Source organism: Enterobacter sp. 2VL, from assembly GCF_005503595.1.
Classification (GTDB): domain Bacteria; phylum Pseudomonadota; class Gammaproteobacteria; order Enterobacterales; family Enterobacteriaceae; genus Enterobacter; species Enterobacter cancerogenus.
This window is the reverse complement of the sequence record NZ_SCNE01000005.1, coordinates 102,889-119,891: the sequence shown is the minus strand read 5'-3', so window position 1 is coordinate 119,891 and position 17,003 is coordinate 102,889. Positions and strand designations below refer to the sequence as shown.

The window sequence follows — 17,003 nt, the reverse complement described above, 5'->3', positions numbered from 1 at the left end:
CTGTATGACTATACAGTATAATTGCACCAACAGAACAGAAATCCACGGTGAAGCGCAGTTGCTTCTCCCGGCATGACAGGAGTAATAATGGCTATCGACGAAAACAAACAGAAAGCGTTGGCGGCAGCACTGGGCCAGATCGAAAAGCAATTCGGTAAAGGCTCCATCATGCGCCTGGGTGAAGACCGTTCCATGGATGTGGAAACTATCTCCACCGGTTCGCTTTCTCTGGATATCGCACTGGGCGCGGGCGGTTTGCCGATGGGCCGTATCGTAGAAATCTACGGGCCGGAATCCTCAGGTAAAACCACGCTGACCCTGCAGGTCGTTGCGGCGGCACAGCGCGAAGGTAAAACCTGTGCGTTTATCGATGCCGAGCACGCGCTTGACCCCGTCTACGCACGTAAGCTGGGTGTTGATATCGACAACCTGCTGTGTTCTCAGCCGGACACCGGCGAGCAAGCGCTGGAAATTTGTGACGCGCTGGCACGTTCTGGTGCGGTTGACGTTATCGTGGTTGACTCCGTTGCCGCGCTGACGCCAAAAGCCGAAATCGAAGGTGAAATCGGTGACTCTCACATGGGCCTCGCGGCACGTATGATGAGCCAGGCGATGCGTAAGCTGGCAGGTAACCTGAAACAGTCCAACACGCTGCTGATCTTCATCAACCAGATCCGTATGAAAATCGGTGTGATGTTCGGTAACCCGGAAACCACCACTGGCGGTAACGCGCTGAAATTCTACGCGTCTGTGCGTCTGGATATCCGCCGTATTGGCGCGGTGAAAGACGGTGAGAACGTGGTGGGTAGTGAAACCCGCGTGAAGGTTGTGAAGAACAAAATCGCAGCACCGTTTAAACAGGCTGAATTCCAGATCCTCTACGGCGAAGGTATCAACTTCTACGGCGAGCTGGTTGACCTGGGCGTGAAAGAGAAGCTGATTGAGAAAGCGGGTGCCTGGTACAGCTACAACGGCGATAAAATCGGTCAGGGTAAAGCAAATGCCATTTCCTGGCTGAAAGATAACCCGGCCGCGGCGAAAGAGATCGAGAAAAAGGTGCGTGAGCTTCTGCTGAACAACCAGGACTCCAAACCGGATTTCGTGGTTAATGCCGCAGATGCTGAAGAAACCAACGAAGATTTCTAATTCTTCCGTGTAGAAAATGAAGGGCTGCGAATGCGGCCCTTTTTGCATTTCTGAATTAGCAGGTTTTTTTATGAGTGAACCGACATCTCGCCGCCCTGCCTATGCGCGCCTGCTGGATCGCGCGGTACGGATTCTGGCAGTGCGTGACCACAGCGAGCAGGAGTTACGGCGTAAACTGGCGGCACCCGTGATGAGTAAAAACGGGCCGGAAGAGATTGATGCCACGGCGGAAGACTACGACCGCGTGATCGCCTGGTGCTATGAGCAGAACTATCTCGATGACGACCGTTTCGCCTCCCGGTTTCTTGCCAGCCGTGGCCGGAAAGGTTACGGCCCTGCACGTATTCGCCAGGAGCTTAACCAGAAGGGTATCTCCCGGGAATCCATTGATAAAACCCTGCGAGAGTGCGATCTCGACTGGTGTGAGATGGCGCGAGAGCAGGCGATCCGGAAATACGGTGAACCGCTGCCGCGTGAATTTTCGGAAAAAGTCAAAATTCAGCGATTTTTACTCTACCGCGGCTTCCTGATGGAAGATATTCAGGATATCTGGCGCAATTTTGTCGATTGAACGCATGCGGGATTTTACTTCCCACTAAAGAAAACTTATCTTATTCCCACTTTTTCCAGTAGCTGGTCTGTCCAACTGTAAACAGATACAGACTTGCTGCGACATTTTGTTAGCTTGATTTCAGGATAATTATGAGCAAGAGCACCGCTGAGATCCGTCAGGCGTTTCTCGATTTTTTCCATAGTAAGGGACACCAGGTTGTTGCCAGCAGCTCCCTGGTACCAAATAACGACCCGACTCTGCTGTTTACCAACGCCGGGATGAACCAGTTCAAGGACGTATTCCTTGGTCTCGACAAGCGTAATTATTCCCGCGCGACAACCTCACAGCGTTGCGTGCGTGCGGGCGGTAAACATAATGACCTGGAAAACGTCGGTTACACCGCGCGTCACCACACCTTCTTCGAAATGCTGGGTAACTTCAGCTTCGGCGACTATTTCAAACACGATGCCATTCAATATGCATGGGAACTGCTGACCGGTGAAAACTGGTTCAACCTGCCAAAAGAGCGTCTGTGGGTTACCGTCTATGAAACGGACGATGAAGCGTTCGACATCTGGGAAAAAGAAGTCGGTATCCCGCGCGAACGCATTATCCGTATTGGTGATAACAAAGGCGCACCGTTTGCTTCAGACAACTTCTGGCAGATGGGTGACACCGGTCCTTGCGGCCCGTGCACCGAGATCTTCTACGATCACGGCGACCATATCTGGGGTGGCCCTCCGGGCAGCGCAGAAGAAGATGGCGATCGCTACATTGAGATCTGGAACATCGTCTTCATGCAGTTTAACCGTCAGGCCGACGGCACCATGGAGCCACTGCCGAAACCGTCCGTGGATACCGGCATGGGTCTGGAGCGTATTGCTGCGGTTCTGCAGCACGTTAACTCCAACTACGAAATTGACCTGTTCAGCACGCTGATTAAAGCCGTTGCCGAAGTGACGGGCGCAACCGATCTGAATAACAAATCGCTGCGCGTTATCGCTGACCATATCCGATCCTGCGCATTCCTGATTGCCGACGGCGTTATCCCGTCGAATGAAAACCGTGGCTACGTGCTGCGTCGTATCATTCGTCGCGCAATTCGTCACGGCAACATGCTGGGCGCGAAAGATACCTTCTTCTATAAGCTCGTTGGGCCACTGATTGGCGTGATGGGTTCTGCCGGCGACGAACTGAAACGCCAGCAGGCGCAGGTGGAGCAGGTTCTGAAAACCGAAGAAGAGCAGTTTGCCCGTACTCTGGAGCGCGGTCTGGCGCTGCTGGACGACGAACTGTCTAAGCTCAAGGGCGACACGCTGGATGGCGAAACCGCTTTCCGCCTGTACGACACCTACGGCTTCCCGGTTGACCTGACGGCGGACGTTTGCCGTGAGCGCAACATCAAAGTTGACGAAGCCGGCTTTGAAGCCGCGATGGAAGAGCAGCGTCGTCGCGCGCGTGAATCCAGCGGTTTTGGCGCAGACTACAACGCAATGATCCGAGTTGATAGCGCCTCTGAATTTAAAGGCTACGACGCGCTGGAACTGACCGGCAACGTCACTGCACTGTTTGTTGACGGTAAAGCCGTAGACAGCATCAGCGCGGGCCAGGAAGCCGTTGTCATCCTCGACAAAACGCCGTTCTATGCCGAATCCGGCGGTCAGGTTGGCGATAAAGGCGAACTGAAGGGCAACGGTTTCAGCTTCAGCGTGAGCGATACGCAGAAATACGGCCAGGCCATTGGTCACCAGGGCAAACTGGTTTCCGGTTCACTGAAAGTCGGTGAAGGCGTGCAGGCTAACGTCGATGAAGCTCGCCGTGCGCGCATCCGTCTGAACCACTCTGCAACACACCTGATGCACGCCGCGCTGCGCGAGGTGCTGGGTACGCACGTGGCACAGAAAGGGTCTCTGGTTAACGACAAAGTGCTGCGTTTCGACTTCTCGCATTTTGAAGCGATGAAACCGTCTGAAATCCGTGCGGTGGAAGATCTGGTGAACGCGCAGATCCGTCGTAACCTGCCAATCGAAACCAACATCATGGATCTCGAGGCCGCGAAGAACAAAGGGGCTATGGCGCTGTTTGGTGAGAAATATGACGAACGTGTTCGCGTGCTGAGCATGGGCGACTTCTCAACCGAGCTGTGCGGTGGGACTCACGCATCACGCACCGGTGATATCGGTCTGTTCCGCATCATGTCTGAGTCAGGCACGGCGGCAGGCGTTCGTCGTATCGAAGCGGTGACGGGTGAAGCCGCTATTGCCAGCCTGCACGCGCAGAGCGACCAGCTGCACGATATCGCGCAGCTGCTGAAAGGCGATAGCCAGAATCTGGGCGAGAAAGTGCGTGTTGCGCTGGATCGTACCCGCCAGCTGGAGAAAGAGCTGCAGCAGTTGAAAGAACAGGCGGCAGCACAGGAGAGCGCAAGCCTCTCCAGCAAAGCGGTAGACATTAAGGGCGTCAAACTGCTGGTCAGCGAGCTGGCTGGCGTTGAGCCTAAGATGCTGCGCACTATGGTCGACGACCTGAAGAACCAGTTAGGTTCGGCGGTAATCGTGCTGGCGACGGTGGCAGAAGGTAAGGTTTCTCTGATTGCGGGCGTCTCTAAGGATGTGACGGATCGTGTTAAAGCAGGGGAATTGATCGGTATGGTCGCTCAGCAGGTGGGCGGTAAAGGTGGCGGTCGTCCGGACATGGCGCAAGCCGGCGGTACTGATTCGGCGGCACTTCCTGCGGCATTAGCCAGTGTTGAAAGCTGGGTAAGCGCCAAACTGTAATAACAACAAAGCACAAACAGACGCCGTAGCGGTAACGTTATGGCGTCTTGTTCACTGCGCTATCGATAACGATAAAGTCAGGTTGAGTTTGTGTATATCGGCTAAACTTACGTTTAACAGAATGTGATGCCGTGACTGCTTACACTTTACGTGTTTGTCATCGCTTACTTTTTGGCGTTATATGATGGATAATGCCGGGATACAAGAGACCCGACTCTTTTAATCTTTCAAGGAGCAAAGAATGCTGATTCTGACTCGTCGAGTTGGTGAGACCCTCATGATTGGGGATGAGGTCACCGTGACAGTTTTAGGGGTAAAGGGTAACCAGGTACGTATTGGTGTTAACGCTCCTAAAGAAGTATCTGTCCACCGTGAAGAGATCTACCAGCGTATCCAGGCTGAAAAATCCCAGCAGTCCAGTTACTGATATTATTGCGTCTCGCTGTCGGGCGAGACGCAACCCCCTCCTGTTATTCTTCCTCCATAAAGTTACCGTTCTATTTCAATTGCGCTCTTTTTGACCGCTCCATAACCCTTAACGTCCGCAAAGTTCACGCTTCTCACGTGAGAATGCTGCACAGCTGCCTGCAAAATCCGCTTATAAAACACCCTCTTTGCGGGTTTTACATGCGAATTGCCTGCGATTTGTCCAAACGATAAAAGCTTTTGGAAAATTGTTTGACTTATAAGTCCCAGAAAGTAATATATGCGCCACGCAGCGACGAGAAGCTCTTAACGAGTTACTCGAAGCACTCGAAAGAGGCGTTGTGTGGTGAGGTGGCCGAGAGGCTGAAGGCGCTCCCCTGCTAAGGGAGTATGCGGTCAAAAGCTGCATCCGGGGTTCGAATCCCCGCCTCACCGCCATTTTGCATCCGTAGCTCAGCTGGATAGAGTACTCGGCTACGAACCGAGCGGTCGGAGGTTCGAATCCTCCCGGATGCACCATCTATTACTTCATATTGCTTTAGAAGTGATATGAATATCGAGTAGTACAGTAGTAAATCCCGATGCATCCGTAGCTCAGCTGGATAGAGTACTCGGCTACGAACCGAGCGGTCGGAGGTTCGAATCCTCCCGGATGCACCATTTACTATTTCATATTACCTGGTCGTGATATGAACATCGAGTAGTACAGCAGTAAATCCCGATGCATCCGTAGCTCAGCTGGATAGAGTACTCGGCTACGAACCGAGCGGTCGGAGGTTCGAATCCTCCCGGATGCACCATTTGCTGTTTTTCAAAGCGTTACCCTGATGCATCCGTAGCTCAGCTGGATAGAGTACTCGGCTACGAACCGAGCGGTCGGAGGTTCGAATCCTCCCGGATGCACCATCTTCTCCGAGATAATAGCTACGCTATTGTTTCAAGGTCTGCGGTTTAGCCGCAAGCACCAGGGAGGATAACGTTGCTTTAGCAACGGCCCGAAGGGCAAGGCGCAGCCGAGTAATCCTCCCGGATGCACCATATTCTCCTCTTGTTTATTCCTTCGACGTTCCGTCAGTAATCCCACTCTCTTTCAGCGACAAAAACGCCCGTTTACGATAAAGTAATGCTTTGTTAATCGTTTAGCGAGAGCACGATGTACGCACAGTATGACGGTCTGATCTTTGATATGGATGGCACCCTCTTAGACACCGAGCCGACGCATCGCAAGGCCTGGGATGATGTCCTGGGTCGTTACGGTATGCGTTTCGATTTACAGGCGATGGTTGCCCTCAACGGATCTCCCACCTGGCGTATTGCCCAGGCCGTGATTGAGCTGAATCAGGCCGATCTCGACCCGCATCAACTCGCACGCGAAAAAACCGACGCAGTGAAAGCTATGCTATTAGATACCGTACGTCCTTTGCCATTGATTGATGTGGTGAAGGCATGGCACGGACGTCGTCCGATGTCGGTCGGTACGGGCAGCGAAAGCGCAGTGGCGGAAGCCTTGCTGAATCATCTGGGCCTGCGCCACTATTTTTCTGCCGTGGTTGCCGCCGATCATGTTAAAAATCATAAGCCCGCACCGGACACTTTTCTGCTCTGTGCTGAACTGATGGGCGTACCCGCAGCAAAATGCGTTGTTTTCGAGGATGCCGATTTTGGTATTCAGGCTGCGCGTGATGCCGGAATGGCCGCGGTGGATGTTCGCTTACTATGAGTGACGCGCTGTCACTTGCTTCACTGTTTGCCAGCAGTTTCTTAAGCGCTACGCTATTACCGGGCAACTCGGAAGTCGTACTGGTGGCGATGCTGTTGTCCGGCGCAAGTCAGCCCTGGTTGCTCGTGTTAATAGCAACAATGGGTAATAGCCTTGGAGGGCTGACTAACGTTATTCTTGGGCGTTTCTTTCCGCTACGCGAAAAATCGCGCTGGCAGGAAAAGGCAGTCGGCTGGCTAAAACGCTATGGCGCTGCCACGCTGTTATTAAGCTGGATGCCTGTAATAGGTGATTTGCTGTGCCTTCTGGCGGGATGGATGCGCATCTCCTGGGGGCCGGTTCTCTTTTTTTTGTGCCTTGGCAAGGCGTTACGGTATGTTCTCGTGGCATGGGTAACACTACAGGGTATGACGTGGTGGCACTAATTGGTGGAGTGAGATAGCGACCTTCAATCGTCAACCATTACAATTATGCTGAGAAACATTACTTTGACAGGCGGGAGGTCAAATTGATCCCGGACGTATCACAGGCGCTGGCCTGGCTGGAAAACCACCCTCAGGCACTGAAGGGTATTCAGCGTGGGCTGGAACGCGAAACGCTGCGCGTTAATGCGGATGGCAGCTTAGCGACAACGGGTCACCCGGAAGCGTTAGGCTCGGCGCTGACACATAAATGGATCACAACTGATTTCGCCGAAGCGCTGCTGGAGTTCATTACTCCGGTAGACGGCGATATTGATCATATGCTGAAAACGCTGCGCGATGTCCATCGCTTCACCGCCCGTAATCTGGGCGACGAGCGCATGTGGCCGCTCAGCATGCCGTGCTATATCGAGCAGGGGCAGGAGATTGAGCTGGCGCAGTACGGCACCTCTAACGTGGGTCGTCTGAAAACGCTCTACCGCGAAGGGCTGAAAAACCGCTATGGCGCGTTGATGCAGACTATCTCCGGCGTCCATTACAACTTCTCACTGCCGATGGCGTTCTGGCAGGCGAAATGCGGTGAAACGGATAAAGAGGCGATCTCTGCGGGCTATTTCCGCCTGATCCGCAACTATTACCGTTTTGGCTGGGTCATTCCTTATCTGTTTGGTGCCTCTCCGGCCATCTGCTCGTCGTTCCTGCAGGGGAAACCGACCACATTGCCGTTTGAGAAGACCGAGTGCGGTATGTACTACCTGCCGTATGCCACCTCTCTGCGCCTGAGCGATCTTGGCTATACCAATAAATCGCAAAGCAATCTCGGTATTACGTTTAACGAATTGCATGAATATGTGGCAGGATTGAAGCGGGCGATCAAAACGCCGTCCGAAGAGTACGAAAAAATCGGCCTCGAAAAAGACGGCAAGCGCCTGCAAATCAACAGCAACGTGCTGCAGATTGAGAATGAACTGTATGCGCCTATTCGTCCGAAGCGCGTAACGCGCAGCGGTGAAACGCCGTCGGATGCGCTGCAGCGCGGGGGTATTGAGTACATCGAAGTTCGCTCGCTCGATATCAACCCGTTCTCACCGATAGGCGTTGATGAACAGCAGGTTCGCTTCCTCGATCTGTTTATGGTCTGGTGCGTGCTGGCGGATGCGCCGGAAATGAGTGCGGATGAGTTGCTCTGTACCCGCACGAACTGGAATCGGGTGATTCTGGAAGGGCGCAAGCCGGGTCTGACGCTGGGCATTGGCTGTGAAACCGCGCAATTCCCGCTGCCGAAGGTAGGCAAAGATCTTTTCCGCGATCTGAAACGTGTCGCCCAGACTCTGGACAGCGTCTATGGCGGCGAGGAGTATCAAAAAGTGTGTGACCAGCTGGTCGAAAGCTTTGATAACCCTGAACTGACGTTCTCAGCGCGTATCTTGCGTTCTATGATTGATCAGGGCATTGGCGGCACCGGCCGTTCGCTTGCTGCGGAGTACCGTGAGATGCTGATGCAGGAGCCGTTAGAGGTGCTGAGTGAAGCCGATTTTGTGGCGGAACGCGAGGCGTCTATCGTGCGTCAGAGAGAGGTCGAGGCGGCAGATACCGAGTCGTTTGAGACGTTTCTGGCGAAGCAGGCCTGAGCCAAAAGAAAAAGGCCACATCGCTGTGGCCAAAATATACATCTCTGAATTCAGGGATGATGATAACAAATGCGCGTCTTTCATATACTCAGACGCGCATTCTGTAGAAGAGTTCAGTTTATTTTAAAAAAAATCACTATCGGAGGTGACGTATGCCGTTATTAGATAGCTTTACCGTCGACCATACCCGTATGGAAGCACCTGCTGTACGTGTGGCGAAGACCATGCACACCCCGCACGGCGACACGATCACCGTTTTCGATCTGCGCTTCTGCGTGCCGAACAAAGAAGTGATGCCTGAAAAAGGCATTCACACCCTGGAGCACCTTTTCGCCGGGTTTATGCGTGACCACCTGAACGGCAACGGCGTGGAGATCATCGATATCTCTCCAATGGGCTGCCGGACCGGTTTCTACATGAGCCTGATTGGCACGCCGGAAGAAAAACGCGTGGCGGATGCCTGGAAAGCGGCGATGCAGGACGTGCTGAAGGTAAAAGAGCAGAATCAGATCCCTGAGCTGAACGTATACCAGTGCGGTACTTACCAGATGCACTCTCTGGAAGAAGCGCAGGAGATCGCGCGCCACATCATCGAACGTGATGTCCGCGTGAACAGCAACGACGAGCTGGCGCTGCCGAAAGAAAAACTGCAGGAACTGCACATCTAGTGCACCTTTTCCCTCTCCCTCAGGGAGAGGGTAGGGTGAGGGTTGTTTAGCCCATGACTACAACCGCAACCTTCTCCTTTACCCATCGCCCCCTCATTCCCTTTGCGCATGATTACCTTCATGGCGACAGCGAGCCGTGGCATCAGCACGACTGCGCCCAGCTGCTGCACAGCCTGAGCGGCGTGGTGCGGGTGGACACCGCCTCCGGCTGTTGGGTTGTCCCACCGGGGCGCGGCGTCTGGCTACCGGCGGATACACCGCATTCCCTGCGCATCTCCGGCAACGTTGCCGCCCGCACGCTGTTTATCGATCCGCTGGCGCGCGCCGATCTCCCGGCCACCTGTCAGATCGTGCAGATCTCCGCGCTGTTGCGCGAGCTGATCCTTGCCTCCCTGACGCTTCCCGAATCTTACGCACCCGGCAGCCGCGATGAACGCGTGTATGAGCTGATTCTGGATGAAATCCGCGTGATGCCGGTGCTGCCCTTTCATCTGCCCGAACCGCAAAGCGAACCGTTACGTACGCTTAGCCTGCGTATTCGCCATTCTCCGGGTGAACCCTGGAGCAGCGCCCAGGCTGCCAACGCCCTCGGGATGAGTGAGCGCACGCTGAACCGCCATTTTCAGCAGCAGACGGGGTTACGCTACGGCGAGTGGGTGAGAAGGGCGCGTTTGCTGGAGGCGCTGGTACGGCTGGCGCAGGGCCAGCCGGTATTACGCGTGGCGCTGGATCTGGGCTACGGCAGCCACAGCGCCTTTACCGCAATGTTCCGCCGGGTGATGGGCATTTCACCCAGCGAGTATTTCAAAGACGGTTAACCGACGGCATTCAGCAGCGCCTGCAGCGAAGCGCGCGCCACGTCGCTGTCGATCCCCACGCCCCAGCGGCTGCTGCCGTCCTGGAACAGGCAGCGAATATAGGCCACTGAACGGCTGTCGCTGCGCTCGCCCAGCGTGTGTTCGTGATAATCCTTGATCGCAAACGGCGCATTGATCCAGCGGCTCAGCCCGTTAGCCGCGGCGGATAACAAACCGTTTCCCTGTCCGTCCAGCTGGCGGGTTCCTCCCTCGGTCAGGATACTTGCCGTCAAGCGTAACTGCCCGTCCTGCTCGCTGTCGCTGCGATAGGACTGCAGCGCAAAGCGCGGCGTCGCCACCAGGCCGTAGCGGCTGCGGAACAGCTGCCAGAGCGCGTTCTGGGTCATCTCTTTTCCGTGACGGTCGGTTTCCTGCTGCACGTGCTGGCTAAAGTCCTGCTGCAACGCACGGGGTAATTTCAATCCATGGTTCTGCTCTATCAGCCACGCGCTCCCGCTCTTACCGGACTGGCTGTTCACGCGGATCACCGCTTCGTACGTGCAGCCAATATCCTGTGGGTCGACCGGCAGATAAGGCATCTCCCAGCGCGCGTCAGGCTTGCGGGCATCAAAACCTTTTTTAATCGCATCCTGATGCGAGCCGGAAAACGCGGTGTAGGCCAGCCGTCCGGCCCACGGATGGCGCGGATGGACCGGAAGCTGATTACAGTTTTCTACCACTTCCACCACGCGCGCCATCTCGCTGAAGTCAAGGTTCGGGCTAACGCCCTGGCTGTAGAGGTTCATCGCCAGCGTCACCAGGCAGACGTTGCCCGTGCGCTCGCCGTTACCAAACAGGCAGCCCTCCACGCGGTCGGCCCCGGCCATCACGGCCAGCTCCGCGCTGGCAATGCCGGTGCCTCGGTCGTTATGCGGGTGCACGCTGATACAAACGTCGCGGCGGCGGCTAAAGTGGCGGCAGAAATACTCAATCTGATCGGCATAGACGTTCGGCGTGTTGACTTCTACGGTGGCGGGTAAGTTGATCACCATCGGGCGTTCGGCGCACGGCTGCCAGATGTCCGCCACGGCTTCGCAAATCTCCAGGGCAAACTCCGGCTCGGTAAAACAGAAGGTTTCCGGCGAGTATTCATACTGCCAGCGGGTTTCAGGGTTAGCCTCACAAAGCTGACGGATCAGGCGCGTGGACCGCGTGGCCAGCTCCACGACGTGCGTCTTCTCCATGCCGAACACCAGGCGACGGAACAGCGGGGCGGTCGCGTTATAGAGATGCACCGTGGCCTGTTTTGCGCCGCGCAGGGACTCAAAAGTGCGGAGGATCAGATCTTCCCGCGCCTGGGTTAACACCTGAATCGTGACGTCATCCGGAATGCGGTTCTCTTCAATCAGCTGGCGAACAAAGTTGAAGTCGGTCTGCGAGGCCGACGGAAAGGCGACCTCAATCTCTTTGAACCCACAGCTCAGCAGCAGATCCCAGAACTGCAGCTTGCGCGCGCTGTCCATCGGCTCGGCAAGCGCCTGGTTGCCATCGCGTAAGTCCGTTGAGAGCCAGCGTGGCGCATGGGTAATGCGCTGTTCAGGCCAGCGGCGGTCGGGCAATGAAACGGTAGGATAGGGGTGGTATTTGTCGGCGGGTGTATTCAGCATGATGCGCTCCTGTTGTCTTTTCACTATCGTGAATCGATTTCAGGTGCGCTGCTTTATCGGAACTGACAATCGCTGTCGCGTTTTGGACAAGGTGGCGATGGTTGCCCGGTGGCGGCTACGCCTTACCGGGCCTACGGATGTGCCGGTTATCGTAGGCCGGATAAGGCGTAGCCGCCGCCCGGCAACCTGCACAGAAGGTTAGTGCGCGCCGCCGCCGCCGCTACCGGCACCAAACGGTGGTCTGGCAAACCACACCAGCCCCAGCAGGACGAGGAAAATCCCTGCCGAGATCCAGAAAATCTCGTTGGCGGAGATAATCAGCCCCTGGTTGGTGATCTGCTGGGCGATCCAGCCGGACGCCTGCTGCTCCGTCATGCCCATACCCTGCAGCTGGCTGTACATCTGCTGGGCATTCGGGTTAAACGGATTCACCGCTTCTGTCAGCTGGGCATGGTGCATCGATTCACGGTTGGTCCAGAGCGTGGTGGTGATCGATGTCCCGATGGAGCCTGCCAGCGTTCGGGTAAAGTTCGACAGGCTCGACGCTGCCGCCATGCGCTCAGGGGGCAAGCCGGAAAGCGTGATGGTGGTGAGCGGCATAAAGAAGCACGCCACGGCGAAGCCCTGAATAAACTGCGGCCACGCGGAAGCGCCAAAGTCCATGCCCGGTTCGAAGGTATAGGCGCGCCAGTAGAAGCACACGGCATACATAATGAAGCTGAACGTCACCAGCCTGCGCATATCGAGCTTATGGGCGAAGCGGCCAATAATCGGCGACAGCAGCACCGGGATCAGCCCAACTGGCGCAGAGGCCAGCCCTGCCCAGGTTGCGGTGTAGCCGTATACCTCCTGCAAAAGCTGCGGCAGCAACACAATTGCGCCGAAGTAGAGCATATAGGCCAGGCTGATACACAGGCAGCCGATGGTGAAGTTTCGCGACTTAAAGAGCGAGAGATCGACAATTGGGTTATCGTCCGTCAGCTCCCAGACAATCAGGAAGCTCAGCGAGATCACCGCGACAACCGTCAGAACGATAATCTCTTTCGAGTTAAACCAGTCCAGCTCTTTACCCTGGTCGAGCATCACCTGCAGGCTACCAATCCCCAGCACCAGCAGCGCCAGGCCAACGGCATCAATTCGCCGCTGCTCGGTTCGGGTTTCGCGACCGCGCAGCGTTTGCAGGGTCAGCATCACCACGACCGCGCCAATCGGCACGTTGATGAAGAAGATCCAGCCCCAGTGATAGTTATCGCTGATATAGCCGCCCAGAATAGGACCGCAAATCGGGGCGACAATCACCGTCATTGACCACAGTGCCAGCGCGATAGAGCGTTTGGCGGGCGGATAGTTGTTGAGCAGCAGACTCTGCGACAGCGGAATCAACGGCCCGGCAACGATCCCCTGAATCACGCGGAAGAAGATCAGCATGGTCAGGCTGGATGACACGCCGCACGCCCACGAAGCAATGACAAAGGCGATAGTCGACCAGAGGAACAGTTTCACTTCACCGACGCGCTTCGCCAGCCAGCCGGTGATGGGAATGGAGATGGCGTTCGCCACCCCGAACGAGGTAATGACCCAGGTTCCCTGGCTCAGCGACGAGCCAAGGTTACCGGCAATCGTTGGGATCGCCACGTTTGCGATGGTGGAGTCCAGCACCTGCATGAATGTCGCCAGCGAAAGCGCAATGGTCATAATGACCAGTTGCGCCCCTTCCAGCGGTTTTTGCGGCTTTTGCTGTTGCATAGCGCTCACCTTCGGCTTAACCGGCGTTTGCCTTCACGATGTCATCGATCAGCTTGTTGACCGGATCGAGGTTGATTTCACGGGCGTTACTTTCGTACGCCGGGCTGCTACGCACCTGGCTTGCCAGGATCTGTCCGTCGCGGTTGGCGGTGTCGACCGTCACCAGCGTGGAAAGGCCAATACGCAGCGGATGATCCGCCAGCTGTTTGGCATCCAGTTCGATACGCACGGGCAGACGCTGAACTACTTTGATCCAGTTACCGGTGGCGTTCTGCGCAGGCAGCAGGCTAAATGCGCTGCCGGTACCCATATCGAGACCCACCACTTTACCGGTGTATTTCACGTCATCACCGTAGATGTCGCTGACAACGGTTGCGGTCTGGCCGATACGCATGTGGGCAAGCTGCGTCTCTTTGAAGTTGGCATCCACCCACAGGTTGTTTGCCGGTACCACCGCCATCAGCGGCGTCGTTGTGCCGATCTGCGCGCCAGGCTGAACCGAGCGGCGAGAGACGTAGCCGGTCATCGGGCTGACGATTTTGGTACGCTGCAGGGCAAGCCATGCGTTACGCACTTCGGTCGCCGCCTGTTTTACCGCTGGCTGGTTTTCCAGACTGGTGCCCAGCACCATCGCCTGGTTGGCGTTGTATTGCTGAATGGCGACATCCAGCTGGGCCTGCGCGCTGGCCACGGCGTCACGCGCGTGCTGCAGCTCTTCACGGCCAATCAGGTTGGCGGTGCCGAGCGGAACGCGACGGTTCAGGTCGCTCTGCGCCTGCGCCAGTGCGGTTTTCTGCACGTCGATGCTGGCCTGCAGCTGTTTACTGTTGATCATCAGCTGGCGGGTCTGACGCACGCTGGAGGCCAGCTGCGTCTGCGCTTTTTCAAACGCCTGTTGGGCGTCGGTCGGGTCGAGCGTGACCAGCACATCGCCTTTTTGCACAAAGTCGGTATTGTCAGCCCAGACTTTCGTCACGCTGCCCGACACCTGCGCCATAATTTGTACCTGGTTCCCTGCCACGTAGGCATCGTCCGTCTCTTCGACGTGACGCAATACCAAAAACCAATAAATCCCATATGCCACGGCAATAATAATAAAGAGCAAGGTCAACAGAAGAAGGGCGCCCTTACGTTTACCTTTCTTGTTGGCCGGTTGCTGCGGGTTGGTGGTCTCCGCATTTGCGCTCATTGTTGTTCTCCACAATCTTCTTATTTTCACATCGGCTGAGCCGACCTGTTGTCAGAAAGGCCAGCAGTATTACGTGCTGGCCTGTCGATTTTCTTTTTAAACTCTGGATGTTCGAGCGTGTTGTCGCGTTAGCGCAGCGCCTCAAGAACGGCGCCATCTTCATCCATCTGATCCAGACGGGTAAGAAGTTTGCGCGTGATTTGCTCAAGCTGCTCGCGCTCGGCGGTGCTGAGGGCAGACCAAAGCTGATGCAGGCAGTTGTGCTGAGGTGGCAGCACCTCACGCAGGAATTGGTGACCTTTATCGGTCAGTTGCAGATGCAGGCAACGGCGATCGTTGTCGCTTTCACGGCGCTCAATCCAGCCGCGTTTTTCCAGCTCATCGGCAATACGGGTAGCATTGGTGCGGGACGAGCCCAGCGCGCAGCTCAGCTCAGACGGCTGAATACTGTGGTTTTCCTGAGACTCCAGCGTAATCAACGCCATAAATAACGTCTCGTTAATCCCTTGAGCTTTCAGCATCTTATTACGGTTATCCAGCAGCTTACCCTGCATGTGCATGCACAGGCGGGTCAACAGGATCTCCTGATACGGGAAGTCCTCATGACGACTGGCGCGGAATTTAAGCATTTGTTCAATGGGCGTAAACGAACTATCCATTTGGGCATAACCTCATTAATTACAGCCGATATAGTAACGATAGTGACAAATAATGTAAATTAATTATTTGTGCGGTTATATCCGCAGCATGAATGTCACCATCATAAAGCGCCGGGTAGGTCCGTGACCCGGTGAGCACAGAAAGGGCGGTGAATTTCCCAGGGAAGGAGGATGTGAGGACGGGGGTCTGAACTATTCATGCCGGTTGTAAATATGTCACCCACATTAAAATTTCTGGGATAAATGATTACGTTTACATTAACAGAGTGCAGGGCCCCTTTACACCCTAAGAGGCCCAAAGCAATGTAAAACTTAATGAATCGCTTCCTGTCGATGATAGCCGCGCCACCAGACCAGCAGGTTTAGCGTGGCGACAATGGCCCCGATGGCGCAGACGCCCGTCCAGCCGGCATGCTGCCAGGCAGAGGCCGAAATCAACGACCCGGCCGCACCGCCGATAAAGTAGCTGGTCATGTAGCCCGCGGTCAGGCGGTTACGCGCTTCAGGCTTCACCCGGTAAATGACGGTCTGGTTAGTGATGTGCACGCCCTGCACGGTGAGGTCGAGCACCAGAATACCGACGATCAGCGCCAGCACGGAAACATGTCCATACCAGATAGCGGCCCACGAGAGCAGCAACAGCACCAGCCCGGCGCTGGTGGTCATGTGCGATTTACCCTTATCGGCCAGCCCACCGGCCGGACGCGCGCCCAGGGCACCGGCTGCCCCCGCGAGGCCAAACAGGCCAATCACCCCTTCGGAATAGTTAAACGGCGGCGCAGCGAGCAGGAACGCCATCGATGTCCACAGAATGCTAAAGTTGGCAAAAGTGAAACAGCCCAGAATAGCGCGGGTGCGCAGCAGTTTATCCTGAGTGAACAGGCTAAAAACGGAGGCCAGAAGCTGGGGATAGTTCAGGTGGTTTTCCTGCTTCACCTTTGGCAGACCGCGCCACAGCGCCAGGGCCATGATTACCATCAGCACGCTCGCCACCCAGTATACGGTACGCCATCCACCGAGACTCGCCAGCAGCCCCGCAACGGTACGCGCCAGCAAAATCCCCAGCAGCAGGCCGCTCATGATGGTCCCGACCACTTTGCCACGCTTTTCCGGTGCGGCAAGCGTAGCGGCGAGCGGGACCAGAATTTGCGCCACCACCGAGAACAGCCCCGTCAACGCGGTGCCGAGGATCATCATCCCCAGCGACTGGCTGCTTGCGGTGATCAGCATGCCGCCTGCGGCCAGCAGCGTCATGGAGACAATCAGCATGCGACGTTCAAACATATCACCGAGCGGGACGAGGAACAGCAGCCCTGCGGCATAGCCGAGCTGCGCGGCCGTCACAATAAAACCCGCCGAGCTGGCAGAGAGGTCAAACGCGCGGGCGATGGTGTCGAGCAGAGGCTGCGCGTAATAGTTGCTGGCGACGGCAAGGCCCGTTGCCACAGACATTAAAAGGATAAGCGCCGGGCTAAGCCCTTGAGTTGATTTGGTCATCAGGTTTGCGGATCGTCAGTTGAGTGATTATTTTTCCGGAAACCATCATACCGAATGATTGAGAATGTTGGGGAGTTGTTACGTGGTGGATTGTGCGGTTTAGGT

14 protein-coding genes and 5 tRNA genes are annotated in these 17,003 nt (G+C 55.9%); 14 read left to right on the top strand and 5 right to left on the bottom strand.

What is annotated here, in order from left to right; translation table 11 throughout:
- The first annotated feature begins 87 nt into the window (after positions 1 to 87).
- The 14 genes from recA (at position 88) to FFS28_RS13695 (ending at position 10,161) form a co-directional block, all read left to right on the top strand.
- Positions 88 to 1,146, top strand: coding sequence for a recombinase RecA (gene recA, locus FFS28_RS13760; protein ID WP_137849827.1), 1,059 nt, complete (start codon positions 88 to 90; stop codon positions 1,144 to 1,146).
- Between the two features lie 70 nt (positions 1,147 to 1,216).
- Positions 1,217 to 1,717, top strand: coding sequence for a recombination regulator RecX (gene recX / locus FFS28_RS13755; protein WP_006178160.1), 501 nt, complete (start codon positions 1,217 to 1,219; stop codon positions 1,715 to 1,717).
- Between the two features lie 131 nt (positions 1,718 to 1,848).
- Positions 1,849 to 4,476, top strand: coding sequence for an alanine--tRNA ligase (gene alaS / locus FFS28_RS13750; RefSeq protein ID WP_137849826.1), 2,628 nt, complete (start codon positions 1,849 to 1,851; stop codon positions 4,474 to 4,476).
- A gap of 241 nt (positions 4,477 to 4,717) precedes the next feature.
- Positions 4,718 to 4,903, top strand: coding sequence for a carbon storage regulator CsrA (gene csrA, locus FFS28_RS13745; RefSeq protein ID WP_000906486.1), 186 nt, complete (start codon positions 4,718 to 4,720; stop codon positions 4,901 to 4,903).
- Between the two features lie 344 nt (positions 4,904 to 5,247).
- Positions 5,248 to 5,340: transfer RNA gene (locus FFS28_RS13740), tRNA-Ser, on the top strand.
- Positions 5,341 to 5,344: 4 nt separating this feature from the next.
- Positions 5,345 to 5,421 (top strand) — tRNA-Arg (locus tag FFS28_RS13735).
- A 64-nt stretch (positions 5,422 to 5,485) separates the two neighbouring features.
- Positions 5,486 to 5,562: transfer RNA gene (locus FFS28_RS13730), tRNA-Arg, on the top strand.
- Between the two features lie 63 nt (positions 5,563 to 5,625).
- Positions 5,626 to 5,702, top strand: a tRNA-Arg gene (locus FFS28_RS13725).
- Positions 5,703 to 5,731: 29 nt separating this feature from the next.
- Positions 5,732 to 5,808: transfer RNA gene (locus FFS28_RS13720), tRNA-Arg, on the top strand.
- A 247-nt stretch (positions 5,809 to 6,055) separates the two neighbouring features.
- The gene (gene yqaB / locus FFS28_RS13715) at positions 6,056 to 6,622 is read left to right on the top strand and encodes a fructose-1-phosphate/6-phosphogluconate phosphatase (protein WP_006178158.1); all 567 of its coding nucleotides are present in this window, start codon (positions 6,056 to 6,058) and stop codon (positions 6,620 to 6,622) included.
- Entirely contained in the window at positions 6,619 to 7,047 is a 429-nt protein-coding gene (locus tag FFS28_RS13710) for a YqaA family protein (RefSeq protein WP_058608497.1), read from the top strand. The genes yqaB and FFS28_RS13710 overlap by 4 nt, the downstream gene beginning before the upstream one ends.
- Positions 7,048 to 7,130: 83 nt before the next feature.
- The gene (gshA, locus tag FFS28_RS13705) at positions 7,131 to 8,675 is read left to right on the top strand and encodes a glutamate--cysteine ligase (RefSeq protein WP_137849825.1); all 1,545 of its coding nucleotides are present in this window, start codon (positions 7,131 to 7,133) and stop codon (positions 8,673 to 8,675) included.
- A 152-nt stretch (positions 8,676 to 8,827) separates the two neighbouring features.
- The gene (gene luxS / locus FFS28_RS13700) at positions 8,828 to 9,343 is read left to right on the top strand and encodes an S-ribosylhomocysteine lyase (RefSeq protein ID WP_006178155.1); all 516 of its coding nucleotides are present in this window, start codon (positions 8,828 to 8,830) and stop codon (positions 9,341 to 9,343) included.
- Between the two features lie 53 nt (positions 9,344 to 9,396).
- Positions 9,397 to 10,161, top strand: a complete 765-nt coding sequence (locus FFS28_RS13695) for an AraC family transcriptional regulator (RefSeq protein WP_042321780.1) — start codon at positions 9,397 to 9,399, stop codon at positions 10,159 to 10,161.
- Here FFS28_RS13695 and leuA read toward each other — a convergent pair.
- From leuA to FFS28_RS13670, 5 genes are all read right to left on the bottom strand, one after another.
- Positions 10,158 to 11,807, bottom strand: coding sequence for a 2-isopropylmalate synthase (gene leuA, locus FFS28_RS13690; RefSeq protein ID WP_137849824.1), 1,650 nt, complete (start codon positions 11,805 to 11,807; stop codon positions 10,158 to 10,160). The genes FFS28_RS13695 and leuA overlap by 4 nt on opposite strands.
- Before the next feature lie 198 nt (positions 11,808 to 12,005).
- Positions 12,006 to 13,553, bottom strand: coding sequence for a multidrug efflux MFS transporter permease subunit EmrB (gene emrB, locus FFS28_RS13685; protein WP_137849823.1), 1,548 nt, complete (start codon positions 13,551 to 13,553; stop codon positions 12,006 to 12,008).
- 16 nt (positions 13,554 to 13,569) lie between these two features.
- The gene (gene emrA, locus FFS28_RS13680; RefSeq protein WP_006178150.1) at positions 13,570 to 14,742 is read right to left on the bottom strand and encodes a multidrug efflux MFS transporter periplasmic adaptor subunit EmrA; all 1,173 of its coding nucleotides are present in this window, start codon (positions 14,740 to 14,742) and stop codon (positions 13,570 to 13,572) included.
- Between the two features lie 128 nt (positions 14,743 to 14,870).
- Positions 14,871 to 15,401, bottom strand: coding sequence for a transcriptional repressor MprA (mprA, locus tag FFS28_RS13675; protein ID WP_006178149.1), 531 nt, complete (start codon positions 15,399 to 15,401; stop codon positions 14,871 to 14,873).
- A gap of 312 nt (positions 15,402 to 15,713) precedes the next feature.
- On the bottom strand, positions 15,714 to 16,898 hold the full coding sequence (locus tag FFS28_RS13670) for an MFS transporter (RefSeq protein WP_137849822.1): 1,185 nt from the start codon (positions 16,896 to 16,898) through the stop codon (positions 15,714 to 15,716).
- Positions 16,899 to 17,003: the final 105 nt, after the last annotated feature.